At 61.4% G+C, this 24,058-nt stretch carries 26 protein-coding genes; 13 read left to right on the forward strand and 13 right to left on the reverse strand.

The annotated features are described in order from the left end of the window. Nucleotides 1-12 precede the first annotated feature (12 nt). Nucleotides 13-1,287, reverse strand: a complete 1,275-nt coding sequence (locus ELH03_RS13200) for an ABC transporter substrate-binding protein (RefSeq protein WP_130766400.1) — start codon at nt 1,285-1,287, stop codon at nt 13-15. Nucleotides 1,288-1,482: 195 nt separating this feature from the next. Here ELH03_RS13200 and ELH03_RS13205 point away from each other — a divergent pair, with 195 nt between their 5' ends. From ELH03_RS13205 to ELH03_RS13215, 3 genes are all read left to right on the forward strand, one after another. After that, nucleotides 1,483-2,700: an ROK family protein gene (locus ELH03_RS13205; protein WP_128401502.1), complete on the forward strand. Its 1,218-nt coding sequence runs from the start codon at nt 1,483-1,485 to the stop codon at nt 2,698-2,700. A gap of 117 nt (nt 2,701-2,817) precedes the next feature. Next, entirely contained in the window at nt 2,818-3,204 is a 387-nt protein-coding gene (locus ELH03_RS13210; RefSeq protein ID WP_128410056.1) for a cupin domain-containing protein, read from the forward strand. Between the two features lie 199 nt (nt 3,205-3,403). Then, nucleotides 3,404-3,931, forward strand: coding sequence for a cupin domain-containing protein (locus ELH03_RS13215; protein WP_130766401.1), 528 nt, complete (start codon nt 3,404-3,406; stop codon nt 3,929-3,931). Between the two features lie 78 nt (nt 3,932-4,009). Here the strand turns inward: ELH03_RS13215 and ELH03_RS13220 are convergent, their stop codons facing one another. After that, nucleotides 4,010-4,747, reverse strand: coding sequence for a phosphotransferase family protein (locus ELH03_RS13220; protein ID WP_128410058.1), 738 nt, complete (start codon nt 4,745-4,747; stop codon nt 4,010-4,012). A 451-nt stretch (nt 4,748-5,198) separates the two neighbouring features. Here ELH03_RS13220 and ELH03_RS13225 point away from each other — a divergent pair, with 451 nt between their 5' ends. Further along, on the forward strand, nt 5,199-5,534 hold the full coding sequence (locus ELH03_RS13225; protein WP_128410059.1) for an antibiotic biosynthesis monooxygenase family protein: 336 nt from the start codon (nt 5,199-5,201) through the stop codon (nt 5,532-5,534). Nucleotides 5,535-5,594: 60 nt separating this feature from the next. On the opposite strand, the gene ELH03_RS13230 is transcribed toward ELH03_RS13225, so the two are convergent. Then, entirely contained in the window at nt 5,595-6,458 is an 864-nt protein-coding gene (locus ELH03_RS13230; RefSeq protein WP_130659591.1) for a DMT family transporter, read from the reverse strand. Nucleotides 6,459-6,560: 102 nt separating this feature from the next. Here ELH03_RS13230 and ELH03_RS13235 point away from each other — a divergent pair, with 102 nt between their 5' ends. The 3 genes from ELH03_RS13235 to ELH03_RS13245 all read left to right on the forward strand — a co-directional run bounded on the left by ELH03_RS13235 (nt 6,561) and on the right by ELH03_RS13245 (nt 10,558). Continuing rightward, a complete protein-coding gene (locus ELH03_RS13235) occupies nt 6,561-7,973 on the forward strand; it encodes an aminotransferase-like domain-containing protein (RefSeq protein WP_130766402.1) in 1,413 nt (470 codons plus the stop codon). Nucleotides 7,974-8,172: 199 nt separating this feature from the next. Next, on the forward strand, nt 8,173-9,996 hold the full coding sequence (locus ELH03_RS13240) for a HAMP domain-containing methyl-accepting chemotaxis protein (protein ID WP_128410060.1): 1,824 nt from the start codon (nt 8,173-8,175) through the stop codon (nt 9,994-9,996). A gap of 190 nt (nt 9,997-10,186) precedes the next feature. Continuing rightward, nucleotides 10,187-10,558 carry a nuclear transport factor 2 family protein gene (locus ELH03_RS13245; protein WP_233941302.1) on the forward strand — a complete coding sequence of 124 codons (372 nt, stop codon included), beginning with the start codon at nt 10,187-10,189 and terminating at the stop codon, nt 10,556-10,558. Between the two features lie 71 nt (nt 10,559-10,629). Here ELH03_RS13245 and ELH03_RS13250 read toward each other — a convergent pair whose 3' ends face one another. Together ELH03_RS13250 and ELH03_RS13255 are read right to left on the reverse strand one after the other, a co-directional pair. Then, a complete protein-coding gene (locus ELH03_RS13250) occupies nt 10,630-11,031 on the reverse strand; it encodes a response regulator (protein WP_003560657.1) in 402 nt (133 codons plus the stop codon). A 10-nt stretch (nt 11,032-11,041) separates the two neighbouring features. Beyond that, nucleotides 11,042-12,787, reverse strand: coding sequence for a sensor histidine kinase (locus ELH03_RS13255; RefSeq protein WP_128410061.1), 1,746 nt, complete (start codon nt 12,785-12,787; stop codon nt 11,042-11,044). 85 nt (nt 12,788-12,872) lie between these two features. Here ELH03_RS13255 and ELH03_RS13260 point away from each other — a divergent pair, with 85 nt between their 5' ends. Continuing rightward, on the forward strand, nt 12,873-13,409 hold the full coding sequence (locus ELH03_RS13260; RefSeq protein ID WP_128410062.1) for a GNAT family N-acetyltransferase: 537 nt from the start codon (nt 12,873-12,875) through the stop codon (nt 13,407-13,409). 153 nt (nt 13,410-13,562) lie between these two features. Then, nucleotides 13,563-14,435: a TraB/GumN family protein gene (locus ELH03_RS13265; RefSeq protein ID WP_130766403.1), complete on the forward strand. Its 873-nt coding sequence runs from the start codon at nt 13,563-13,565 to the stop codon at nt 14,433-14,435. A gap of 66 nt (nt 14,436-14,501) precedes the next feature. Here ELH03_RS13265 and ELH03_RS13270 read toward each other — a convergent pair whose 3' ends face one another. From ELH03_RS13270 to ELH03_RS13280, 4 genes are all read right to left on the reverse strand, one after another. Beyond that, nucleotides 14,502-15,416, reverse strand: a complete 915-nt coding sequence (locus ELH03_RS13270) for a phosphotriesterase family protein (RefSeq protein ID WP_130766404.1) — start codon at nt 15,414-15,416, stop codon at nt 14,502-14,504. Nucleotides 15,417-15,503: 87 nt separating this feature from the next. Continuing rightward, nucleotides 15,504-15,644, reverse strand: a complete 141-nt coding sequence (locus ELH03_RS37410) for a hypothetical protein (protein ID WP_165420522.1) — start codon at nt 15,642-15,644, stop codon at nt 15,504-15,506. A gap of 92 nt (nt 15,645-15,736) precedes the next feature. Beyond that, nucleotides 15,737-16,369, reverse strand: a complete 633-nt coding sequence (locus tag ELH03_RS13275) for a Vgb family protein (RefSeq protein WP_128410064.1) — start codon at nt 16,367-16,369, stop codon at nt 15,737-15,739. Between the two features lie 48 nt (nt 16,370-16,417). Further along, complete coding sequence (locus ELH03_RS13280; RefSeq protein ID WP_128410065.1) at nt 16,418-17,638, reverse strand: ATP-binding protein; 1,221 nt, start codon at nt 17,636-17,638, stop codon at nt 16,418-16,420. 119 nt (nt 17,639-17,757) lie between these two features. On the opposite strand from ELH03_RS13280, the gene ELH03_RS13285 reads away from it, so the two are divergent. Both ELH03_RS13285 and ELH03_RS13290 read left to right on the forward strand, forming a co-directional pair. Then, nucleotides 17,758-18,540: a DUF899 domain-containing protein gene (locus tag ELH03_RS13285; RefSeq protein ID WP_128410066.1), complete on the forward strand. Its 783-nt coding sequence runs from the start codon at nt 17,758-17,760 to the stop codon at nt 18,538-18,540. Between the two features lie 5 nt (nt 18,541-18,545). After that, complete coding sequence (locus ELH03_RS13290; protein WP_128410067.1) at nt 18,546-18,908, forward strand: hypothetical protein; 363 nt, start codon at nt 18,546-18,548, stop codon at nt 18,906-18,908. Between the two features lie 109 nt (nt 18,909-19,017). On the opposite strand, the gene ELH03_RS13295 is transcribed toward ELH03_RS13290, so the two are convergent. Continuing rightward, nucleotides 19,018-19,671, reverse strand: a complete 654-nt coding sequence (locus ELH03_RS13295; RefSeq protein ID WP_128410068.1) for a metallophosphoesterase family protein — start codon at nt 19,669-19,671, stop codon at nt 19,018-19,020. Nucleotides 19,672-20,020: 349 nt separating this feature from the next. Between ELH03_RS13295 and ELH03_RS13300 the strand changes: the two genes are divergently transcribed. Continuing rightward, the gene (locus tag ELH03_RS13300) at nt 20,021-20,383 is read left to right on the forward strand and encodes an ArsR/SmtB family transcription factor (RefSeq protein ID WP_315855339.1); all 363 of its coding nucleotides are present in this window, start codon (nt 20,021-20,023) and stop codon (nt 20,381-20,383) included. Between the two features lies 1 nt (nt 20,384). After that, nucleotides 20,385-20,840, forward strand: a complete 456-nt coding sequence (locus ELH03_RS13305; RefSeq protein ID WP_130766405.1) for an SRPBCC domain-containing protein — start codon at nt 20,385-20,387, stop codon at nt 20,838-20,840. A gap of 339 nt (nt 20,841-21,179) precedes the next feature. Here the strand turns inward: ELH03_RS13305 and ELH03_RS13310 are convergent, their stop codons facing one another. The 3 genes from ELH03_RS13310 to ELH03_RS13320 form a co-directional block, all read right to left on the reverse strand. Next, nucleotides 21,180-22,010, reverse strand: a complete 831-nt coding sequence (locus ELH03_RS13310) for an inositol monophosphatase family protein (RefSeq protein ID WP_130766406.1) — start codon at nt 22,008-22,010, stop codon at nt 21,180-21,182. Beyond that, on the reverse strand, nt 22,007-22,837 hold the full coding sequence (locus ELH03_RS13315; protein ID WP_130659079.1) for a glycerophosphodiester phosphodiesterase family protein: 831 nt from the start codon (nt 22,835-22,837) through the stop codon (nt 22,007-22,009). Before ELH03_RS13315 ends, ELH03_RS13310 begins: the two co-directional genes overlap by 4 nt. 112 nt (nt 22,838-22,949) lie before the next feature. Beyond that, nucleotides 22,950-24,056: an ABC transporter ATP-binding protein gene (locus tag ELH03_RS13320; protein WP_130766407.1), complete on the reverse strand. Its 1,107-nt coding sequence runs from the start codon at nt 24,054-24,056 to the stop codon at nt 22,950-22,952. Nucleotides 24,057-24,058: the final 2 nt, after the last annotated feature.

A 24,058-nucleotide genomic window follows, 5' to 3' on the forward strand; every position in this document is an offset into this window, starting at 1 on the left:
CTGGGAGAGCTGCTAGATCTTGTAGATGCGCTTGCGCGTGCCCTCGAGGCGCGTCAGGATCGCCTTGCGCCGATCGGGCTTGGCCATGAACTCCTGGAAACCGACGAGGCCGGCCTGCGCCATGTCGGGATCGCTGTCGCGGTCGTAATATTGCGACGTGCCCTGCACCGTCTTCATCGTCTCGACAGCGACGTTGACCAGCGGGTCTTTGCTTGGCGGCAGGTCGTGGCGCGGCGGCACATTGCCGCCCGGCTCCAGATAGGCCGCCAGATTCTCCGGCTTGTAGAAGTAGGCGAGGAATTCGCGCGCGCCCTGCTTGTTCTTAGCCTTGGCGGGAATGTGGATCGAGTTGACCGAGAACTCCTCGAAGTGGCCGACCTTCGCGTCGAGCACCGGGAAGGTCGCGTAAGAGAGCTGCGGCAGATCTTCGGCGGTGAAAGCCGAGCGCAGGAAAGCGCCGAGGTTCATCATGCCGGCCTTCTTCTGCGCCAGCAGCGCGGCGGCCTCCTGCCAGCCGAAGGACGTGTGGTTCTCCGTGAAGAACCCCTTCGAAATCATCGCCTCCCACTGGTCGAAAACCGCTGTCAGCGAGGGATCGAGATAGCTCATCTCGCCGTTCATCAGCGCCATATGCTTGTCGAGGCCGTTGATGCGAAGGTTCATCTGGTCGAACCAGCCGGCCGCCGGCCATAATTCCTTGGTGCCGATCGCGACCGGCGTGATGCCCGCGGCCTTGCACTTGTGGCCGTAGGCCATGAACTCTTCGGCCGTCTTCGGCACGGTCAGGCCATGCTGCTCGAACACATCCTTGCGATAGAACATGCCCCAGAGCGTGCCGCCTGTGGGGAGGCCGTACTGCTTGCCGTCTTCGGTGACGGCCCCTGCCGTCGCGCCGAGCACGTCCTTATATTTCTCTTTCTCGAAAAGGTCGGAGATATCGTCGAAGAGGCCGCGCTTGACGAAGGCGCGCATGCGGTTGCCCGAAAACCAGGAGCAGACGTCGGGCGCGCCGGCGACGAGATAGTTGCGAATGGCCGTCTTGTGGGCCTCGTGGTCCATATTGTTGATGACGACGTTGACGCCGGCTTCCTTGCTGAAGCCCGCGGCAATCGCCTTCAGCGCATCGAGTGCGGCACCATTGTTTTCGGCGGAGATCATCGTGACCTCCTGGGCCTGCGCGATCGCCGGGATCGGAAAGCTGCCGGTGACCGCTGCGGCGGAAACCAGCCCCGCGCCTTTCAGGAAGCGTCTGCGGGTGGTCGACGGAAATTGCTTCAAAAATGTCATTGAATTCCTCCCAGTTGATCGATCAACATCTCCCGACCGTCGCCTCCTCCATGAAACGACCGACCAGGCATTCAACGCTACGATCCGCTCGGCGATTCCAGCGATAATCCGCTTGGCTGAGTTGATCCGCGGCCGAACTTATGCATAGATCTTTGCAGCTCGCAATAATTAATTTACAAAATTAAGGAATGCATCGTGAAGTTAAAAGGCGACCAAACCACGGCAAGAGCCATGAACCGACGCCTCATTCTCAACCTCCTCCGCCGCGAGGGGCCAAGGAGCCGGGCCGATATCGCCACCGTCATCGGCCTCAGCCCCGCCGCCGTCACCTTCGTCGTCGCCGACCTTCTGGAGGAAGGCATCGTCATCGAAGGGAAGACCGTACCCGGCCTCACTGGCCGCCGTCCGATCCCGGTGGATATCAACTACGAACACGCGCTTGCCGTCGGCTTCAAGCTGATGGTCGATTCGGTGGAGTGCGTGGCAACCGACCTTGCCACCAACCCCGTCGCGGCCATGCGGGTAAGCCTCGACGGCCACGACCCCGATAAGGTCGCCGACCTGCTGGCAGGCACCGTGCCCGAACTGGTGAAGCTCGCCGGACGGCCGGATGCGAGGCTCGCCGGCATCGGCATCTCCATGCCCGGCGTCATCAACCACGAACAGACGGCCTGCGTGCGCAGCTACCGCTTCAAGTGGGACAATGTCCCCCTCGCCTCGCTGGTCGCCAGCCGCGTCCATGTGCCGGTCTGGCTGGAGGACGACACCAACGCTTATGCCATCGCCCAGCAGCTCTTCGGGCTCGGCCGCCAGCATCGCAACATGGCGGTTCTCGCCGTCGGCGTCGGCATCAGCTGCGCGCTTGTCATCGACGGCAAGCTCTATCGCGGTGCCAACGGCGCGGCCGGCAAGTTCGGCCACACTCTCTACGAGGAGAACGGCCGGCTCTGCGAATGCGGCAAGCGCGGCTGTCTGATGGCCTACCACTCCGAAATCTCGATGCTCCGGCGCTGGCGGGAAGCGACCGGCCGCGAGGAACTGGGACTGCCGGAATTGTCGGCTGCGCTCGCATCAGGCGATGCCGCCGCCCTCGCCCTCGTCGCCGATTCCGGCCGCGGCATCGGCACCGCCCTTGCCAATCTCGTCAACATCACCGATCCCGAAGTCATCGTCGCCGGCGGCGAAGCCGTCTCCCTCGGCGACCCTTTCCTGACGCCGCTACGCGAAGCCCTCGCCGCCCGGACCTTCCGAACCGCGCCGCCCCTCCTGCCCGATTGGGAGGATAATTCCTGGGCTCGGGGTGCCGCCGCGCTGGTGACTCAGAAAATATTCGACTTCGAATCCTCCGGCGGCATCACGGACATTGCCAATCTCGCCGGCGTCAGACCCGCGGACTCGTCGTCGGCGGCATAATGATACACTGGATTACAAAAATGGGGATTTTCAGACACATCCCTGGTTCAATCCTCAGGTGAAATTCGGACACGACCCAATGGTCGAGATTGGTTTCAATCCAGGAAGGATGACCACATGAAAATGATCCAGGCTATCGCGCTCGCCCTTGTTCTCGGCGGCGCAGCAACAGCACATGCAGAACAGCCGCTGCAGCGCACCGATCTCATCAAGAACGATATCGACGTGCCTGGCCACGAGGCCGTCCAGGTGCGCGTCGATTTCGCTCCGGGCGTTCTCGCCCCCAGTCACTCGCATCCCGGCGAGGAGATCGCCTTCGTCATCGAAGGAACGCTGGAATACCAGCTCGAAGGCAGACAGCCGGTTACTCTTAAGGCCGGCCAATCCCTTTTCATTCCCTCCGGCGTCGTTCACTCGGCGAAGAACGTCGGCAGCGGCAAGGCTTCGGAATTGGCAACCTACATTGTCCGCAAAGGGGCGCCGCTCGTCGTGCCCGCCAAGTGAGTCAGTTGTAGAAACTCGCGTCTGGATCGGGAGCAGCCGCTGCACGAAGCGCTCGCCCCCGAACCTTCAGAACCGCGCGGCTTGCGTGGTAGCGCCGTTTCGCTCTTGCGGTCGCTTTCCATTCACGGCAGCATGGCCATACGGAATGATGGAATTCGTGTCCCCAGTCATCTGAACCTCTCACATCAGGAGGATTATCATGGCAACGTCGGAGCGCCACTCCTTTGTCGTCCACTGGAGCGAGATCGAACGGCCTGACGACTCGCACTATGACGATGACGACGAACTGATGAGCATTGGTGCGCCTTTCGGACGATATTTCGGCCTGACGAAATTGGGCATTCATCACGAGCGATTGCCGCCTGGCCGGCGCACATCCTTTCCGCACGCAGAGAGCGCCGAGGAGGAATTCGTCTACGTTCTCGAAGGCGAGCCCGACGTCTGGCTCGACGGCCATCTCTATCGACTGAAACAGGGCGACGCCGTCGGATTTCCTGCCGGCACCGGGATCGCCCATAGTTTCCTCAACAACACGCAAGCCGAGGTACATCTCCTCGTCGTCGGCGAGCGCCACAAGGCCGAGAACCGCATTTTCTACCCGCTCCACCCTCACCGCCGACCGCTGCATAATGATTGGTGGGATGACCATCCCACCCACGCCCTCGGTCCGCACGATGGAATGCCGCACCTGGTGCGGGAAGCAAAGGGCCGAGGAAACAGCGAATAGATCAGCCAGGGCCATAGCTGGCCGCAATGACAGCTTCGGACAAAGCGGATACCAGCGCTCGGTTCGAAGCTTCGACAGTTAGGAGCTTAGGCCAGCCAACCGCAACAGCTCATCATTTTCGTTTGCAACACCTTCCGTCAGCCGGGCGGCGGCAATCGGGGGAAGCCAGGCGAGAATGCCGCTGACCTCCGACCCCGTGAGCGAGGCGTAAGCTTCGACATAATCCATCGCCCGGTCCGGCATCGCATGGCGCAACAGGACATACGTTCGGCAGACATCGGCCAGGGGATTGCCACAGCAGGCGTCAAGCCAGTCGACGATTATGAGTCCCTGCCCCGAGCCGTGAATATTCCACGGGTGAAAATCGCCGTGACATACCCTGTCGCCATCCGGAAGGGACTCGAGTTCCAACAACAGCCGCTTTCTGGATGAAGCATCCAAACGCTCGGCTCGTCTGATCCGGGCGGAAAGCCTCGCCATCAGAGACGGCAAGCCCTCCCCCGGCTCTTCGTGAATACTTCGGTGCAGTTGCGCCATTTCCTCAAGCTGTGCTTCTCCTGCCATCGAGACGAATTGATCTGCAAAACAGGAACTGGGTGCGCGATCCATCAACACGCCCCAGCGCCCATCAAATTCACCGACCGCGTGGACCTTTGGTGTTGGCAGCGCAAGCCTCTCAAGGATCGACAGGTTTGCAGCTTCCCTGAATGACGACGCTTTACTGGCAGTTGGCCTGTACAGCTTGAGCGCCAACGCGCCATATTCGAAGACCTCGGCTTCTTTACCCGAACCAAGGAGCCGACCCGTTTCGGTCATTGCGAAGCCCCCATTTCTGAATTCAGCAGGTGGATGGTGATCTCGCGAGAAATGCCGCTATCACCGCCATCGCAGTTTGCCACGGTCGACGAAAACGAGTGAGCGAAATTGTCGAGGCCAGCACCTGCCGCCGGCAGACCTGGCCGGGGCCATAGCCATAGGAGCAACTCTTGCGCTTTCCCGACATTGAGAGCGCGCGAGAGCCCAGGCTGCCGTCACAACGGATCGCTGATACCTATCAACGAGAACTTGTCGAACCAGGATGGATGGTATTCAGTCCGAAGCTCCGGCGCAGCCGTGGCGGAACGGCATCGAGCTGTCATGGCAGGTGGATGACTCACGATGAGGGGCAATCCGCCGCGCCTAAGATTGCTCGCTTTCGCAGTATGCCGACAGCAGTCATAGCGATCGCGGCGATAAGCCACGCATATAGCAACCGATCGGAGCTCAAATGCCCACCGCCGCTTTGCCTGAACCGCCATACTATATGGTCAGTTTTTCCTCTCAACGAACAAAGGTCGACAACGGCTATGGCGAGATGGGTTATGCGATGACGGAACTTGCAAAACAGCAGCCGGGTTATCTCGGCTTCGAAAGCGCTCGCGGAGCAGACGGTTTCGGCATACTCATCTCCTATTGGAAGGATGAGGATAGCATTCGAGCCTGGAAATCAGTCGTCGATCACATTCAGGCGCAAAATCGCGGTCGGTCAGACTGGTATACTCGGTACGAAATCCGTATTGCGCTCGTCAAGCGAGCCTATGGATTCAATATTGAAGAGACATGAGTTGGCTTGTTGAAGCATCTCGCCCCCTAAAACCTATCCTCTGTAAAGCGATGGACAAGCCTACCGCGCAAACCTGCGGGCTCCGGCCACGCAGAGGATGACGGCAACGGTCACGGCGAGCATGGCCCAGGTCACGGGCTCGTCGAGCAGGGTTGCGGCGAGCGCCAGCCCGAAGAACGGCTGGAGCAGCTGCAGTTGGCCGACGGCAGCGATGCCGCCCTGCGACAGGCCGCGATACCAGAAGATGAAGCCGATCAGCATGGAAAACAGCGAGACATAGGCAAGGCCGAGCAGCGCCGGCGCTTCGATGCCGGTGAAGGTTGCCGGCCTATGCAACAGCGCGACTGCGGCCGTCACCGGCAGCGACAGCACGAGCGCCCAGGAAATCACCTGCCACCCGCCGAGGGTGCGTGAAAGCCTGCCGCCTTCGGCATAGCCGAGGCCGCAGACGACGACTGCCGCCAGCATCAGGAGATCGCCGACCGGCGAGGCCGTCAGGCCCTGCGTCAGTGCGAATCCCGCCACCAGCGCGCTGCCGAGGACGGAAAAGAGCCAGAATGCAGGCTTCGGCCGTTCTCCGCCACGGACCACGCCGAAGATCGCCGTCGCGAGTGGCAGCAGGCCGATGAAGACGATCGAATGGGCTGACGTGACATGCTGCAGCGCCAGCGCCGTCAGCAGGGGGAAGCCGACAACGACGCCCAACGCCACGACGGCCAAGGAGAGAATATCGCCTCGGCTCGGCCGCTTCTCTCTGAAAGCAATCAGCAGGCCAAGGGCGAGAATGCCGGCGATCGCCGCGCGCGCCACGGTGAGAAAGACCGGATCGAACTGCATCACCGCCACGCGCGTCGCCGGCAGCGATCCGCTGAAGATCACCACCCCGATAAAACCATTGATCCATCCCGATGCCATGCGGTCCAACTCGCGCTCCATGATGCGCTGCACTCCTTCATTCTCTAGCTCTTATCGGCCAACACGGATGGTTATGACAGTCACAGTCTGATACAATTTCGCGAAACTGTAATGGTGCAGGAAGCAATACGGATGAGCGAAGGACGCACGCGCGTGGAGATGGTCGCCGCGACGATCAGGCAGCGCATCGCCGGGCGCAGCCTGACGCCGGGCGCAAAGCTACCCTCTGTTCGAGGGCTGGCCGCAACGTTGAAGCTGTCGACTTCGACCGTCGTCGACGCTTATGAGCGGTTGGTCGCGGAAGGCGCGATCCTGGCAAGGCCGGGCTCGGGATTCTACGTCGCCAACCAGGCAGCGCCCTTTGCGCTTGCCGAGGTCGGGCCGAAGCTCGACCGCGCGGTCGATCCGTTCTGGATATCGCGGCAGTCGCTGGAGGCCGGCGAAGCCGACCTGAAGCCCGGCTGCGGCTGGCTGCCGCCCTCCTGGCTACCGGGGGACGGCATGCGCCGCGGGCTGAGAACGCTTGCCCGCGCCGACGGGCCGGCGCTCGCCGATTACGGCTCGCCGCTCGGCTTGCCACAACTGCGCCAGCTGATTTCCCGCCGCATGGGTGAACGCGGGATCGAAGCCTCTCCCGACCAAATCATGCTGGCCGATTCCGGCACGCAGGCAATCGATCTGCTCTGCCGTTTCTTGCTGGAACCCGGCGACACCGTGCTGGTCGACGATCCTTGCTATTTCAATTTCCATGCGCTGCTGCGCGCCCATCGGGCAAAGATCGTCGGTGTGCCCTACACGCCGTCCGGTCCCGATATCGAGGTGTTTGCGCAAGTCGTCGCCGATGAGCGTCCGCGGCTCTACATCACCAACTCCGCCATCCACAATCCGACCGGCGCAACGTTGTCTCCCGTTACGGCTCACCGGGTTCTAAAACTCGCCGACCAGTTCGATCTGACCATCATCGAGGACGATATCTTCGCCGATTTCGAGCACACGCCGGCGCCCCGCCTTGCCGCCTTCGACGGGCTCGAGCGGGTCATCCACATCGGCAGTTTCTCGAAAACTCTGTCGGCCTCGGCCCGCTGCGGCTTCGTCGTGGCGAAAACGGAATGGATCGACGGCCTGACAGACCTGAAGATCGCCACCTCCTTCGGCGGCGGCCGGCTGACGGCGGAACTGGTGCTGAACGTCTTGAGCGACGGCAGCTATCGCAAACACATGGAGACGCTGAGACACCGGCTCTCCCGGGCGATGAGCGAGGTCTCGGCCAGACTGAAGCACCTCGGCATAACGCCCTGGCTGGAGCCTCAGGCCGGAATGTTCCTCTGGTGCCGGCTGCCCGACGGCATCGATGCGGCTGATGTGGCGCGCGCTGCGCTGGAAAAGAGGATCGTTTTGGCTCCCGGAAACGCATTCAGCCTGTCGCAATCGGCAACGAATTTCATGCGCTTCAACGTGTCCCAGACACTCGATCCGCAGGTGTTCGAGGCGCTGGGCGACATCCTGCCGAAAGAGAGGCACTAGACACAAGGGTCCTCTTCGGCGGCAACCGTCCTCGTACTCGTGGCTATCCGCGGAAGACGCAGGGAACACCGCCGCCTGCCCGTTATGCCTCATACATATATTCATTTTTCTTTAAATGCAGAGAGTTAGAATCCGCACACGCCAAACGATCACCAAGTCTAGAACTTTGGCCTGATCATTGCTCCGAAGAAGGTATTGCATGCGCAAGCCAAACGTTCGAACCTCGCTGACAATTATCAATGTAACGTTTGCATTCATCTTCCTGAGCTTTGGGCTGTTTTCCCTCAGGAGCGTGCAGCAGGTTAACCAGGACACGACGGCAATCGCCAAGAACTGGCTGCCGAGTGTTTCGGTAGCCCGCAATATCGGCTTCCAGTTGGAACGCATGAAGTTTGACTACGCCAACCATATCATGTCGATCAGTGACCAGGCCATCGCCGCCGCAGAAGCAAAGATTACCTCTCAGCGCACTGAGCTTGACAACGCGATTGCAGCCTATCGGCCGCTTATATCCTCGCCGCGCGAAGGCCAATTGCTGCAGCAGATCGAGGAGCAGGCCGTCAGTTACCAGAAATCGTCCGAGCCTATGCTGGAAAAGTCCCGCAAGAACGACAACGAAGTTGCCAAGACGATCTTCTATTCCGACATGGAGCCATTGGTCGACCGCGCGGAAGAATTGGCCAATGAATTGCTGACGATAAACGTCAATGGCTCCGAGGCGTCCTACGAAAACAGTCAATCCACGTACTTGGACATTCTCTGGACGACTTGGGCGTTCACGGCACTCCTGCTTGCAATCGTTGCTGGCGCGATCTCCTATGTGGCAATCCAGATCTCGCGTCCGATCAAGAAGATCACGCAATCGATGACCGGCCTGGCCGCTGGCGACACCGGCACGCAGATTCCCTATTCCAGCCGCACGGACGAAATCGGTGCGATGGCGGCAGCGGTTGAGGTCTTTCGGCAGACGGCGCTTGCCAAAATCAGAGCCGATGAAAATATTGAAACGAATCGGGTGCTGACGGAATCCGAGCGGCAGCGCCGCGAGCAAACCGAGCGCGCGCGGGCTGCGGCTATGGCGCAAGCCACGAACGGATTGGCAGAGAGCCTGAAGCAACTTGCCGGCGGCGATCTCACCGTTCAGATCAGCGAGCCTTTCGATGCAGATTTCGAGGGCCTGCGCCAGGATTTCAACGACGCCGTCGCAAAGCTCTGCCAGACCCTCGTCGAAGTGGCGGGATCGGCCGTCAATATCGACGGCGGCTCGAATGAAATCGCCAATAGTGCAAACGACCTGGCGAAACGAACCGAACAACAGGCAGCGGCGCTCGAGCAGACGGCCGCGGCTCTCGATGAAATCACAGCCAATGTCGCATCCGCCTCCAAGCGTGCCGAGGAGGCGCGTGAGGTAGCCGCGCAAGCGAATGCCGGTGCGACGACATCAGGTGAAATCGTCAGCCAAGCGGTCCAGGCCATGAGCCGGATCGAGCAGTCCTCCAGCCAGATTTCCAACATCATCGGCGTGATCGACGAGATCGCGTTCCAGACCAATCTCTTGGCCCTCAATGCCGGTGTCGAGGCCGCGCGCGCCGGCGAGGCAGGCAAGGGATTTGCCGTGGTGGCGCAGGAGGTCCGCGAACTGGCGCAGCGCTCCGCGCAGGCGGCCAAGGAAATCAAAACGTTGATCCATGCATCGGCGGGAGAAGTCGCAGCCGGCGTCGGACTGGTCTCGAAAACCGGCGAAGCGTTGAAAACCATCGGCGAGCTGATCGTTGCCATCAACCGCCATGTCGAGGCCATCGCCGTCTCCGCCCGGGAACAATCCGCCGGGTTGGCGGAAATCAACACGGCTGTCAACAGCCTCGACCAAACCACGCAGCAGAACGCCGCCATGGTCGAAGAGGCGAGCGCCGCTTCCGCATCGCTTGCCGACGAAGGCGCCACGCTTCGCCAGTTGATCAGGCAATTCAATCTGAACGATATCGTGCAGGACAGCGCTTACGCGCGTCGCAGAACGGCTTGAGCCGGAGGACGATCGCATCGCGAAGCACGGAGTCTACCGGCTTCGCGAACAGGAATGCGGGCCGCTGCCTCCCTGCGCGACCTTCGATGCTGGTCCTAGCTGACGTTACTGAGCAGGCGGGCTGTCGCGATAGCGTCGCGAGAGAACAAAGTGATATCGTTCGACATTCGCGTATTTAGGGAATTTGAAAATGTCTGATTTCGATCTCGAAACCATTCTGGGCGAACTCCTGCAGAGGGAGCCGATATTCCATCGGCATGCCTTCGGCACGAGCCGTAACGATTTGGAAGCCATGACGACGGAGGATTTCTTCGAGATCGGCGCAAGTGGCAAGATCTACCGGCGCGACTTCGTCATCGCCAACCTGTTGGAGCGCTATGAGCAGCCGGAGCCTCACGACTGGCCCTGCCGGGACTTCTCGATCCGCCGACTCGCCGAAAACCTCTATCTGCTGAACTACACGCTGGATGAACCCGGCAGGACGACGCTCAGAACGACCATCTGGCAAAGCTCTGGCGGGAGCTGGAAGATCGTTTTCCATCAGGGAACCATTGCCGGCTGAGCCGGCAATGTCAAAATCGCGCGAGGCGTGGAATTGAGCGTAGCCGGCACCCCTAACCCCGCCGTCGATCATCAAAACGACCGGTGGACCGCCTTGTCATTGGCAAGACGGGTCACGCAGCCTTCGAGCTTGGCGAGCAGCAGATCGAAGTCGAGCGGCTTCGTCAGATAGTCCGCCGCTCCGCCGCGCAGGCCGGCTAGCGTGTTTTCCCGGTCGGTCAGTGCCGTCAGCAGGATGAAGGGAATGTTGGAGAGCTCGGGATGATTGATCTGAATTTCCGCCAGAAGCTGGTGCCCATCCATAACAGGCATCGAAATATCGCTGATGACGATATCGGGCCATTTCGACAGGATCATTTCCAGTCCCTCGGCGCCGTTCGAGGCCTCGAGTGTCTTGTAGCCGGCTTCGCTCAATTCTTCGACGAGCAGGTTCCGGATCTCGACTTCGTCTTCTATGCACAGGACTGTAACCATGAGCTCTTCCTTAAGCTGCGACTTGTTGATCCGACAATAGAAACTCTATTGGCAGAAGAATGGTGAATGTTGTGCCTTTTCCGAGCTCGCTCGTCACCTCGACGGTGCCGCCATGCAGTTCGACGACCTGCTTGACGACGTTGAGGCCGATGCCCGTTCCGGCAATGCCCGTCGCGCTGCGGGCGCGATAATAGGGCTGGAATAGCTTCGGCAGATCCTCCGCATCCATACCGATGCCGCTGTCGGAGATGGCGATCTCCACCGTTTTCTCGTCGGCCCGGGCGCGAACATGAATGTCAGGCGCGTTGGGCGAATATTTGACGGCATTCGAAATCAGGTTGGTGAAGACCTGTTCCATCGCGCTGCGGTCGAACGTCAATACATCCGGTATGGGCTCGAGATCGAGATGGAACACATGCGAGCGGCTGAGATGGCGCTGTCTGTCGCAGCAGCTGACGAGCAGGGCTTTCAGATCGCCTTCGCTGCGCTTCAGTATGATCTTTCCGGTTTCGAGCCGGCCGCTGGCGAGAATACTCTCCATCAGATCGACCATGCGCACGACCGCGCTGCGGATCACGCCGGCTTTTTCATGAACGTAGTCACCGCTGACGTTGGTCGTCGAGCGGCAGAGCCGCTGGGCAGCGGCGTCGATGATGGCGAGCGGCGTGCGAAACTCGTGCGAGGCCATGGCGACGAACTGCCGCTGAAGCGCATTCACCTGGCGTTCGTGCACCAGCAGACGGTCCAGTTCCTCTCTCTGCCTTTCGATCTCGGCCGTTCGATCGGCCACCATTTCTTCCAGATGGTTGCGGTGGTGGGTGAGCTGCGCCTGGCTGTCCAGCAGGGTCAGCGAGGTACGATGCAGACCTCGTCCGAGCCAGAACACCACGGTGATCAGCAGCGCTAGACAACCGAGCCCCGCCGGCGCGATCTGCTGAAGCAGCATGTATCCGGGCCGGATGGGAGGCCACACGAAATAGCCGATCGTGCCGCCGTCATGGGACGATACCGGCACTTGCGCCCGCTCGTCCTCGCCTTTCGAAGGCGCGAAATGCAATCCTTCGAGCAGCGCATGTTGGGCGATACTTTCAGCAGCCTTTCCATCGATGAACTTGACCGAGATGGCGATGAATTCCTGGCCCGCCTCGATCTGCATCCTGGCCGAACTCGGCAGAATGGGACGCGCGCTTGTTATCGCCGGCCTGTTGCCGATCATGATCGTCCGAACCGTGGCCAGTTGACCAAGCGCTTCGGCGCCGGGTTTTGCAGCCCGCTCGACGAGAGCGGCGCGCATCTCTCCAGCAAGAGCGGTCATTTCATGGCCGTCGTCGTCACCGAGCCGCGGCGGCATGGCATCCGCGCCGTCGCGGAACGCAAACATCAGGCGATTGGTATCGTCGAAGATATAGGTTCTGTCGTGCCCGAAATACTGGCTCGTCCACCGACCGACATTGTCGAGCAGCCATTCATGGTTTCGCTGCTTGGCATAGAGGAAGGCATCATCCCATTTGGTGACGCTTTCCTGCTCCCGGGGAAGTGCCGCGATCTGCTCTTCCAGTCCCTGCCGAACGAAGTCGGCCTGCCGACGGAGCGAGAGATCATCGACCTTCATGGCGGCGAGCCACGCAAATCCGCACAGCAACACAGCCGCCGCGCAGGTGAGCGTCACCAGGACGAATGTAATGTGGGATGTGAGCCCGACCTTCAATACCTGCAACCTTTTGATGGCGCCCGCTGCCGAGAAATTGACACGCAAAGGTTGACGGACCGTGAATTATGCGCTCCCGTGCGGGTCTGCGGCAGGTCTCCCATAGGCATCGCAATCGTTGAAGGAGAAGCACATGGATGCAGCAGCATCGTCGGATACATCAGGCATCAGGATCGAGCCGATCGCTGCCGCCCATATCGACAGCTTTCATGATGCGCTCGACGTGGTCGCGCGGGAGAAAAAATACCTGTCCATGCTGGAAGCAACTCCCCTGCCGCAGACGCGTGAGTTCGTGATGGGCATGATTGCAAAAGGCAATCCGCAATTCGTTGCCACCGCTCAAGACCAGGTCGTCGGCTGGTGCGACATCAGCCGGCATTTTTTCCCGTCGCACGCCCATCGCGGAAAACTCGGAATGGGGATCCTTTCCGCCTATCGAAGCAAGGGTCTCGGACGCATGCTCATCGAGACCACATTGAGAGCTGCGCAGAAAAGCGGTTTTGCCAGGGTTGAACTCGATGTTTATGAAGACAACGCCCGTGCTATCGCTCTCTACGAAAAGATGGGATTTGCCCGCGAAGGCATCGTCCGACGTGCGGCACGCATCGACGGTCGGTTCATCGATGCGATCAGCATGGCGCTTTTGTTCGACGAGCGCGGTGCGGCATAGTCCTGGTATCGCCGAGATTTTTTGAACGAGTCCAGTTGCCTCCCGTCCCCTGGACGCCCATCATTTCCACCGGGAGTTGGAACAAATGCTCTTTCACGCGATTAGTCCGATGCGAATACGCCGCCATGCATCGGGCTCAGCGAGGAGGCAGCCATGCACATCACCCGCCGGCAATTTGCAGCCCTTGCAGCCTTGCTTTTCCTGCCGGGGATGCCGAAAGCGGCAGACGAGGAGAACGCCGTCGTCTGGCGCGCCAAGTCCCCCGCGAACGACCATGTGCTTTTCGGCTATGTGCGCATCCGCGCCGACACTTTTCCTGACATCGTCGCCGAGGGAAAACGCCTGATCGATCAATCGAAAACGGTTCTGATCGATGTCAATCCCAGCCTTACCCTGTCGACCGCCAAGTTCAAGAACAGCGATCTCAAGCCCGTCTTCGCAGGTTTGACGCCATCCGATCAGGACGAGTTCAAGACCATCCTCTCAAAATCCCCGGCAAAGGGAGCAATCGAAAAACTTTCCGGTTTCGAGGCGAGCCTGCTTCTCATCGGCGAAGGGCAGCACGCCTTCGGCCCCGACGCACCGAGCATCGGCCTGGCGCTTGCGAAGTACGGCGCATCGATCGGGCGCGATGTGAAGACGCTTGCCGCCGACGGCGAGATGCGGGCCATGCAGAAGCCGCTGACCCTGGAGACGGTCAATTCCGTCGGCCCGGACTCGATCACCTACCTTCTTGATCTGCGCCGCCGGATCGGACCGATCGGCGCCTATTTCGACGAACTCTACAAGGCTCGAAAGAGCGCAGAGATCGCAAGCCTCGGAGAGGAAATCACCGCCAAGGGCATCGTGACGCCCACCGATCTCATCGATGCGGACAAGCTACGCGCGCTCCTCATCGAGCGGATCGCAAACCTGCCGGCAGGCAAGAACGCTTTCATCATCCTGCCGATCGGCCTTTTGAACGGTCCTTACAGCATTCTCAGCGAACTCCGCTCCCGCGGCGCCGAGGTGTCGGCAATCGGCTGAACCGGGTCTTGAGCAGTTCCAGATGTCGCGACATGATTGGCGAGCCTCTCTGGCCCGGCCACTCCCCTATCGGGCGAAAGCCTCGAACGGATTGTCGTGGGTCAGGCGCATCAGGGTCCCGTCGTCTATGCCGCGCCGTTTCAGCTCGGGCAGCAACACCGTGGAAAGATGGGTGTACGGCTTGGGTATCCCGCCCATCGGCAGCGCCGGATCGAACCAGCCGCGGTCATGGCTCAACAACAGGCGATCGCCGCAGCCCGCCTCCAGCGCCTTGATCACCAGATCCGCTACCTCGTTGTCTCCGCCTCGGCCGACATGGTCATATTCGATCCAGGCGCCTCGCTCAGCGACGGCAACATTATAGGCGAAGTCCTTTTCTTCCTGCGTATGGATCGAGATGAACCTGTCGGCCCTGTAGCCTTCCGCCTCGATGACATCGAGCTGATCCATGACGACCCGTCCCCTGATCGTATGACTGCCGATGACGGCGTCCGTCTGCGCCGCGGCGCGCGCGGCTGCGCGCAGGATTTTCGTCTCGAGCGCCGTCATGCCGTCATCGCCGGCGCTGAGCTTGATCCAGCCTGCCTGGAACCCGGTCTCATCGATCTGCTCCGTCAGCTCTCGAAGCATCCACGCCTCCAGCTCCTTCTCGGTAGCCTGGCGGACCCATTCGGGAATCCAGGGCTCACGGTAATTGCCGGTGGGCACGACTATCGGAAAATCCGTCGCGAGCGACACGGCAAGATCGATATCCGCACGGCGTCCAACGCCGCCCGTCGAGCATTCGACCAGTGCCGTCACCCCGAGCTTCTTGATCCGTTCGATTTCGGGGGCCATCAGCCGAACGACGTCGTAGATGTCTGCCTCAGCATAACCGGGCTGGTCCGGCGTCCTGAGGTCGACGAAAACGTGCTCATGCGGGAGGATCATCCCAAGTTCGGATTTGCTCTTAGGCCCGAGCGTCGTGCGCAGATGTTTCAAATTCTCTCCCCCTACCGTCGCACCGGCTTGGTGCACAGCCCCCTCGACCGACACCGAAGCCTCGACACTGCCCGCGAAAGTAGATCGTCACGTGACGAAATCAACCGCTCGCTCGATCGAAGTTCCCACATCTTGACCCTTGATGTCGGCTTCCCACTTGGCGCCCAGATTGCTGGCGAGCTGACTGTCGCTGGGAGAGATATGCCGCACGGCTACTTTCCTTCCCATCCTTGCCTCTCCCGGCCCTTCGCATAGCTCAGGGCGTTCGGCCCTGCGATCGATCCACTGGATCGATCACTCCCGCTTTGCGGGACCGGGCCTCACCCCGGCCGGCGCACCGCGCGGACCTTGCCGCTGGCGCCGCCACCGCAGAAGAAGCAGTCGGCGCCGTCGGATTCGAGGCCGGAGACGCCGGTGCCCTCGGGCATCTCCAGCCGCTCCAGCACCTCGCCGGTTTCGGGGTCGATGCGTCTGACATCGCTGTCGTCGCCTTCCCAGGTGCCGTGCCAAAGCTGGCCGTCGACCCAGGTGACGCCTGTGACGACGCGATTGGATTCGATGGTGCGGAGGATCTTGCCGGTTTCCGGGTCGATCTGATGGATCCTGCGGCCGCGGTGCTGGCCGACCCACAGCGAGCCCTCGGCCCAGGCAAGGCCGGAATCGCCGCCATTGCCGGGCGCCGGGATGGTGGAAAGGATACGGCCGGTCTTCGGGTCGATCTTGTGAATGACATCCTCGGCGATCTGATAGAGGAACTCGCCATCGAAGGCCGTGCCGGCATGTGATGCGACCTCGATCGAGCGCACCACCTCGCCGCTTGCGGGATCGAGCGCATTCAGCCTGTCGCCCGAGGCGAACCAGACGTGCTCACCGTCGAAGGTGACGCCGTTGACGCGTTCGGCGCCGGGAAAGGGTCCATATTCACGGATGATAGTCGCAGTCGATTTTTTCATCTCTTCCATCCTGTTGCCCATAGGGCCATCCTCATCGGTCAGGCCATACTAATCGCTTGGCAACGGTCCCGGGAGTAACAAGATCGTCGGGAAACCGGGTAGCGGCGGGCTCATCCAGCGCCGCGCCCGCCCGCGCCCGAAGGACTGCACCCTGCCTTCATCGGCGAGCGAATCCAACGCCCGCTGCACGGTGCGCGGGCTGGCGCCGAGCGCGATCGCCAACGCCGAGCTCGACCACGCCTCGCCATCGGCGAGAAAGGCAAGCACCGCCCCATGCTGGCCTTCGACGAGCGGCACCAGCACGGCGGTCTCTTCGGCACGCCGTGGCGAAAGCGCAAAGCCGCGTTTCGTCGCCGAGACCTCCGCCAGTCCCCGCAGTTCGGCACGCAGCCGGCCGATCTCGACGCGCAGCCGGGCACGATGCGATTCATCGGCATGTTTGCCGCGGAAGGCGCGCGCGATGAGCGTGCCGCGTGCCACATCCGCCGGCCAAGCTTCGGCAAGCGTCCGGGCGAGCGTGAAGAGCACCGGCCGCGTTGCCAGCGACACCGAAAACTGATCGTCGCGCACGACATGGCGGCAGGCATCAACGACGAGCGTGCCCGAACCGAGCAGCTCTTCCACCTCCTCGAGCAGCAGCGGGCTTTCCCGCCAGCGCGAGATCAACCGCGCCACCGGCGCGCTGAGCACGTGGGCGGCATTTTCCACCTCCGCCGTCAATACCGGCATACCGGCCTCGCGCGCAGCCTGCCTCGCCCGGTCGAGAGCCTCGTGCGCCGCTTTCGTCTGCAGGCGCCGGATCGCGATGCCTGCGACCACCAGCTCATGAGCGGCCCTTGCCGCCGGCGGCAGCGGCGTTGGATCGAGCGTTTCCAGCGCCCGCTCAGCCTCGTCGAGCCGGCCGATCAGCACCAGCCGGCGAAGCTCGACATTCCTGGCATGGGCGGCATTGACCCTGTCGCCATGCGCTTCGAGCACCTTGCGCGCCGCTTCCAGCGCCTTGGGTGGCCAGGTGAGATCGCGCGAAACGAGCGCGATCTCGGCCTCGGCGACCACGCAGCGGGCCCGCGCCATCGCCTCCCGCGGGCCGAAGGCGCGCGCCGCGCTCTTCAGCAGCGCCTTGGCGCGGACGAGATCGCCGAGCTGCGCCATCGCGATGCCGCGCAACGCCAGCGCCGGCGCATCGTCGCGAAGCGCCACCCGCTTCAGCGCGCCGAGCGCATCGCCCACCGCCAGCGCCCGCGCCGCCGCCGTGATCAGCGAGTCCATTCAAATCCCGTCACACTTGTCACTCCCACCATTTCCCCGGCTGGCCTTAGATTTGTCGTCGACCGGCAAGCAAGCCTGCGCCGGATGCTACGACGAGACACAGGCAAAGGAGAAGACCCATGACGGCACAGCTGAACGCAACACGCCAGCAGTGGCTGGCAGCAAGGCTCGATCTGCTCGAGGAGGAGAAGGAACTGACCCGGCAGAGCGACGCGCTGGCGATGAAGCGCCAGCAATTGCCGCGTGTGAGGATCGACAAGCAATATCGCTTCGACACTGACGGCGGCAACGTCTCGCTGAAGGATCTCTTCGGCGGCCGCTCGCAGCTGCTCGTCTATCACTTCATGTTCGGGCCGGATTATACCGCGGGATGCCCGTCCTGCTCGTCGATCGCCGATGGCTTTAACGGCTTCTTCGTTCACCTGGAGAACCACGATGTGGCCTTTTGGGCGGTCTCCCGGGCGCCGTTGTCAAAGCTCGAAGCATTCAAGCGACGGATGGACTGGAGCTTTCCTTGGGCCTCCTCCTTCGGCAGCGACTTCAACGGCGATTTCAGCGTCTGGTTCTCTGCCGAGCAGCAGCACCAAGGCGATGTAGACTATAATTACCGCCGCGAACCGCCCGCCCCCAGGACTGTCCAGGAATGGCAGCCACGCGGCAACGAGGCCCCTATCACCCAGATCGCCGCCATGACCGGCACCGATGTCCCCACCTATACCCGCGACCGCCCGGGTGTCAGCGCCTTCGAGCTCATCGACGGCGCCGTCTACCACAGCTATTCCAGCTATGCGCGCGGGCTGGACGGGTTATGGGGCATGTACCAGTGGCTCGACCGCGCACCCAAGGGCCGCAACGAAACCGGCATCTGGTGGCGCCACCACGACCGGTACGGCAAGGAGTGACGCCGATGCTGCTCTCCGCCCACACTCCAAGCAGAGGCGACGGCAACGTCGCTCTCAACGCGGCCGAATGGCTCTCGCTGGCTGCCGCCGCAGACGGATCAGCGGCTAAGCCGAGCGGTGGCATGGCTAGCCCAGGCAGCCGGATCACCGGTCGTGTCGCCGATTGGCTGTCGCTCGCCGCAGCTCCGACATTCGCGATCATGGCGCTGTTGACGGCCATGACCGACAGCGTCGACATGATCTGCACGACAACGCCGGATGCCTTCCCGATCGGCGGAATGGTGCCCATGTACCTGCTGATGAGCGGCTTCCACCTGGCGCCCTGGCTGCGGCTCGCCGCCGGCTGGCGGGGCATAAGCCCCCGATAACGCTCCGCGACGCCGCCGGTATCTCCTCTCCCCAGCGGGGAGAGGAGGGTGCAAGCCGCACTCCCGCTCGGCCGCGTCCGGCTTCACCTCCTTGCCAAAGCGACCACGTTCATGCCCTCACCTCGATAAAGTCGATCGGCCCGCCGGCGACATTGTCGTCGAAGACCGCGCAGGAAAGCTTGCCGCCGAAGACGCAGCCGCTGTCGATGTTGGTGCGGTTTCCTGTCGTCACCGGGTTGGATAGCGACGGTGTATGGCCGTGGACCAGGTGCTTGCCCCAATAGTCGCTGGACTCACCGGGAGGGAACCGTAGCCAGAGAAGATCGCGCTTGGTCTGCCGTTCCAGCGGAAATTCCGGAACAACGCCGGCATGGACAAAGATGCGATATCGATCAACATGCATGAGGGGACGATCGGCAGCCCATTGCAGATGCTGGGGCAGAACTCTGCCGCCATAGGACATTTCGGTTTCAAGTCCGCCGATGCCGCTGCCGATCCACACGTCTCTGCTATCGCTATCGCTATCGGCATAGGCAGCGACCATCAGGTCCTCATGATTGCCTTTCAGGCAGATCCATCGCCACGAGTCCGATGGACCGGCGATGATCCGGTCGAGGACACTTTTGCTGTCAGGCCCGCGATCAATATAGTCGCCAAGGAAGACGACCGTCCCTTCAGACGCATAAGCCTCGACCCGATCGATCATCCTGTTCAGCGGATCGATACAGCCATGGATATCGCCTATGGCAAACGTGTAGCGCATGTTTCATTTTTAGCGCCTGTCGGGGGCCAGGTGAAGTCCGGATCGCCGCGGCAGAACTCAATACTGCCGACAGAATCCGACTCATTTCCCAGCCTATCGGCACAAAATAAAAGCCCTCATCCGTCTGCCAGCCACTTACTTAAATGTGGAATACTTTCAGTCGCAAATATCTGTCGTGAAACTCCCACTTCTGCGAGCGGGTTTTGCGACAGGGATTTACAGGAAAGTTCAGCGCTGGCGGCTTGTCGCGGAAGTTAGAGAAATTGTGCGACAAGCAAAGTGCGAACAAGCTTCATGTCCCTTGCTCAAAGCGTGTCAGTCAAAAAAGATAGCCGCGGGGATATCTATCTTGACCGATCCATCAGCTTCCCGTAAAGATAGCCATATGGATACCTATGAAGTGAACTTCCCGAAGATTTTCGGGGCTTTGTCCGACCCGACCCGACTCGCAGTCGTCGATAAGCTCTTGGATGGACCTGCCTCGGTGACCGATCTGTCGCGGCCGTTCGATATGGCCGGCCCCTCGTTCCTGAAGCACCTCCGCGTCCTCGAAAACGCAGGCATCGTTGCGTCAAACAAGTCCGGGCGGGTCAGAACGGTCAGCCTCGTTCCAGACTCGCTGATGCAGGTGGAGCATTGGGTCCGTCAACACCGCGCCCGACTTGGGGAACGTTTCGACAGGCTTGGCAACTTCCTAAGTCAGGAGCAGTAAAGTGACAAAAACGGAACAAGAGCACAGATCGATTACCATCGAGCGCGTTTTTTCCAATTGCGTGGATCATGTCTGGGCGGCGTGGGCGATTCCCGAAAAGAAGAAAGCATGGTTCGGTGAAGGATTGGCGGAATTCGACTTTCGCGAGGGAGGAGCTGAGCGCAGCAGCTTCGTCACGGACATGGGAACCCACACCAACCAGACACACTATTTCGAGATCAAGGAACGCAAGAGGATCGTGTTCGCCTATTCGATGGCGGTCGATAGTCGTATCCATACGGTGTCGCTGGCGACCGTCCTGTTCTCCGAACACGGCGGCGGGACGAAGCTGACTTATGTGGAGCAGTTATGCGTCATCCCGCCGAGCGACGGGGCTGAAGGGCGGGAACACGGCTGGAAAGGGCTGCTGGATGGGCTGGAGAGCTATTTAGCCGGTGATATCCAAGACAAGGCGTAGCAAAACTCCCAATTAAAGCGAACAGTTCGTGACTGGATTTTGCGACATCGCGAAAACAAGCATTCCGCAACTGATGAGTGCGTAGAATGCTTCACGTAGATTTTTCCAGCAAGATAAACCACCCGAAACGTCCATGTCACAACGGGATTCGGCATTAGTATCTACTTGGATTCCACATTTAAGTTAGGGGCTGGCATCCGTCTGCCGCGATCTCCGTTCCTTCCGTTCACGTGTCGCATAGCAAGTCCCCCCGCCCCGTTAGGGTGAGGGGTAGTGTCTTGCGGCTCGTCCGCTTTGAGTGAGTACCCTTGCCAGACTTTCCGCCAGCGCGCCGGGCTATCACCCCTCCGTAAAACTCCGGCGGATCGCTTCCCAACTCTCGGCATCCGGCGCCAGGAGCAGCCGGCCCTTGGTCATCGTAGGACGATAGGCTTCGCCGCTGAGCAATGCCCCGTGGCCGCCGGCTTCGTGATGGATCAGCGCGCCGGCGGCGTGATCCCAGGGCTTGAGCTCGGCGTTGAGCGAAAAGCTCATCGCCCCCGATGCCACCGCCCGGTATTCATAGGCCGAGCAGCGCCATGTGGTGGTGCGGGCAAAGCGCAGCAAGCTCTGAGCGTAGACCGGCTGCTCCTCGGCGGGGAACATATGGAGCGGCACGAAGCCGTGCATTTCCCCGATCGGCCCAGGCAGCGCGGCGCTGAGCCGGGTCTGCCTGCCATCGCGGGCAATATGCCACGCCCCTCGCCCCAGCCGGGCGGCGAGGAAATCGCCGGTGACGGGATAGTGGATCAGCCCGGCTACGGTTTCTCCGCCGGAAACGATTGCCACGATCATGCCGAACAGCGGCAGGCCATGGGCGAAATTCCAGGTGCCGTCGACAGGATCGATGATGACGGCGAGATCGGCGTCGGCAAGCCGCGCCAGTATGGCGGGATCGGCCGAAACCGCCTCTTCGCCGATGAGCAGTGCCTCAGGAAATCGCGCCGAAAGCGCCTCTGTGAGCCGTCGCTCGGCGCCGAGATCGGCATCGGTCACCAGATCGTCGGGAGCCGTCTTGGTGCGGATGCCCTCGGCGTTAACGCCGAGGAAGCGGGGCAGGATCTCCGCCTCAGCCGCCCGGCGCATATCCTCCATCACGGCGGAAAATATATCGTCCGACACTTCCCTCATGCGCGGCGCGCCTCGATATAGGCCTTGAGCGCCGCCGGCTGGTCGGTCTGGATGACGCTGATGCCGGCCGCCATCATCCGTCCCCAGATTGCATCCGGATCTTCAAGTGCCGCACTGTCGGTCAAGCCGCAGCAGGAGACCGGATCGAGCGTGTTGACCCAGAGCGAGATTCCGGCGTTGCGCAGACGTTCGTGCTGGCCGGCCAGCGTCTCAAGCTCATCGAACTTGGCTTCGCACATGAACGGGCGCGCCGCGATGACTGCCTTTGCGGTCTCTTCGGCGCTCCCGATCCTGAAAAACGCCTGGCCCATGAACGGAATGCCGTTGATCCCCTTTTGCCTGGCGAGCCAAGCCAGCGCCTCCGGCGTGCCGGCACGGGCCTTGAGATCGACCTGGTCGGCCATGCCCATTTCTTTGACCTTGGCGGCGACGATGCCCATCATCTCGAGGTCCTTGAGATCGAGATCGACGAAGATGCGGCCGCGCACGGTTTCAAGCACCTGTTCGAGCGTCGGAATGGTCTGCGTCGTGAAAGGCTGGTCCGGCCCGCCATCGGCCATGCGCAGCCGCAGGCTGGTGATCTCGGCGATCGTCATCTCCTCGGGGATGCGATCGATGCCGGCCATGCGCTCGAGCGTGTCGTCATGCAGGATGAACAGCACGCCGTCGGCGCTCTGGCGGATGTCCACCTCGACGATGTCATAGCCGCCGGCAATCGCATTCTCGATCGCGGCAAGGCTGTTTTCGGGAGCCTGATGCCAGGCACCGCGATGGGCGACGATGGCGCAGGAACGCGACGGGTCGGCAATGTGGTCGATGTATTTCATGGGGCTTCCTCTAGAATAATTCCAGCAAAAGTGCGCAGCGGTTTTGCGTCCGGAATTGTGTTAAAACAAAGAGATAGAACATTTCCGTGTTTCGGAGAAAAACGGAAATGTTCTAGTTTGCGCCGAATGCGCCTGGTATGGCCTTGCCGCTCTCCGCATCGAAGAGATGCAGGCGGGAGGCAGGGAAATTGAGAGAGAGTTGGCTGTGATCCGGTATCTCGACACCGAAGGGCGTGGCGATCCTGACGACCGAGCCGCCAAGCTCGGCTGCCAGGATCGCGTGCGAGCCGAGATCCTCGCGAAACCGCAGAGCTGAGGTGACCAGCTGTCCGTTAGCCGTACCGCCGATCAGGATATCTTCGGGGCGGATGCCGAGCTGATAGGCGCCGGTAAGTGGGGCTTGCGCCACCACCTGCCCGTCCGCGAGCCGGAGGACGGCGCCGTCGCCGGTGACGGGCAGGATGTTCATCGGCGGCGCGCCGATGAATTTGGCGACGAAGACCGAGGCCGGCTGGTGATAGATCGCCTTCGGAGTGTCGAACTGCTCGATCCGCCCCTTGTTGAGAATGAGGATGCGATCAGCAAGCGTCATCGCCTCCACCTGATCATGGGTGACGAAGACGGTGGTGGCGCCGATGCGCCGGTGCAGCTCGGCAAGCTCGACACGCATGTCGTGCCTGAGTTGTGCATCGAGATTGGAGAGCGGCTCATCGAATAAAAGCACGCCGGGCTCGCGCACGATGGCGCGTCCGATCGCTACGCGCTGGCGCTGGCCGCCGGAAAGCTGCCCCGGTTTGCGGCCGAGGAAGTCCGACAGCCCGAGCATCTTCGCCACCGCACCGACCCGCTCGATGCGCTCGGCCTTCGCCATGCCTGATACCTTGAGGCTGTAGGCGATGTTGTCGAAGACGCTCATATGCGGATAGAGCGCATAGTTCTGGAACACCATGGCGCAGCCGCGATGTTTCGGTTCCAGATCCTGCACCTGCCGGCCACCGATGACGATCGTGCCGCTGCTCACCCGCTCCAGCCCTGCGATCATCTGCAACAACGTGGACTTGCCGCAGCCGGAGGGACCGAGCACGACGGTGAATTCGCCGGCCCTGAGCTCGACATCCATCGGCGGAATGACGACGGTCTCGGCGTCATAGGCCTTGGCGACGCCTGACAGCGTGATGTTGGCGGCAGCGGCGCGGATGGCCATGTCGATGGCGTTCATGG

This window comes from Rhizobium beringeri (genome assembly GCF_004306515.1).
In the GTDB taxonomy this organism is placed as follows: domain Bacteria; phylum Pseudomonadota; class Alphaproteobacteria; order Rhizobiales; family Rhizobiaceae; genus Rhizobium; species Rhizobium beringeri.

Bases quoted from the DNA above. Each gene is read 5' to 3' on its own strand.
- ELH03_RS13285 (WP_128410066.1), top strand. From the start codon at position 17,758: ATGACGGCACAGCTGAACGCAACACGCCAGCAGTGGCTGGCAGCAAGG.
- ELH03_RS13235 (WP_130766402.1), top strand. From the start codon at position 6,561: ATGGTGCAGGAAGCAATACGGATGAGCGAAGGACGCACGCGCGTGGAG.
- ELH03_RS13320 (WP_130766407.1), bottom strand. From the start codon at position 24,056: ATGAACGCCATCGACATGGCCATCCGCGCCGCTGCCGCCAACATCACG.
- ELH03_RS13250 (WP_003560657.1), bottom strand. From the start codon at position 11,031: ATGGTTACAGTCCTGTGCATAGAAGACGAAGTCGAGATCCGGAACCTG.
- ELH03_RS13245 (WP_233941302.1), top strand. From the start codon at position 10,187: ATGTCTGATTTCGATCTCGAAACCATTCTGGGCGAACTCCTGCAGAGG.
- ELH03_RS37410 (WP_165420522.1), bottom strand. From the start codon at position 15,644: ATGGGAAGGAAAGTAGCCGTGCGGCATATCTCTCCCAGCGACAGTCAG.
- ELH03_RS13315 (WP_130659079.1), bottom strand. From the start codon at position 22,837: ATGAAATACATCGACCACATTGCCGACCCGTCGCGTTCCTGCGCCATC.
- ELH03_RS13310 (WP_130766406.1), bottom strand. From the start codon at position 22,010: ATGAGGGAAGTGTCGGACGATATATTTTCCGCCGTGATGGAGGATATG.
- ELH03_RS13200 (WP_130766400.1), bottom strand. From the start codon at position 1,287: ATGACATTTTTGAAGCAATTTCCGTCGACCACCCGCAGACGCTTCCTG.
- ELH03_RS13265 (WP_130766403.1), top strand. From the start codon at position 13,563: ATGCACATCACCCGCCGGCAATTTGCAGCCCTTGCAGCCTTGCTTTTC.
- ELH03_RS13215 (WP_130766401.1), top strand. From the start codon at position 3,404: ATGGCAACGTCGGAGCGCCACTCCTTTGTCGTCCACTGGAGCGAGATC.
- ELH03_RS13210 (WP_128410056.1), top strand. From the start codon at position 2,818: ATGAAAATGATCCAGGCTATCGCGCTCGCCCTTGTTCTCGGCGGCGCA.
- ELH03_RS13290 (WP_128410067.1), top strand. From the start codon at position 18,546: ATGCTGCTCTCCGCCCACACTCCAAGCAGAGGCGACGGCAACGTCGCT.
- ELH03_RS13220 (WP_128410058.1), bottom strand. From the start codon at position 4,747: ATGACCGAAACGGGTCGGCTCCTTGGTTCGGGTAAAGAAGCCGAGGTC.
- ELH03_RS13275 (WP_128410064.1), bottom strand. From the start codon at position 16,369: ATGAAAAAATCGACTGCGACTATCATCCGTGAATATGGACCCTTTCCC.
- ELH03_RS13260 (WP_128410062.1), top strand. From the start codon at position 12,873: ATGGATGCAGCAGCATCGTCGGATACATCAGGCATCAGGATCGAGCCG.
- ELH03_RS13280 (WP_128410065.1), bottom strand. From the start codon at position 17,638: ATGGACTCGCTGATCACGGCGGCGGCGCGGGCGCTGGCGGTGGGCGAT.
- ELH03_RS13240 (WP_128410060.1), top strand. From the start codon at position 8,173: ATGCGCAAGCCAAACGTTCGAACCTCGCTGACAATTATCAATGTAACG.
- ELH03_RS13295 (WP_128410068.1), bottom strand. From the start codon at position 19,671: ATGCGCTACACGTTTGCCATAGGCGATATCCATGGCTGTATCGATCCG.
- ELH03_RS13225 (WP_128410059.1), top strand. From the start codon at position 5,199: ATGCCCACCGCCGCTTTGCCTGAACCGCCATACTATATGGTCAGTTTT.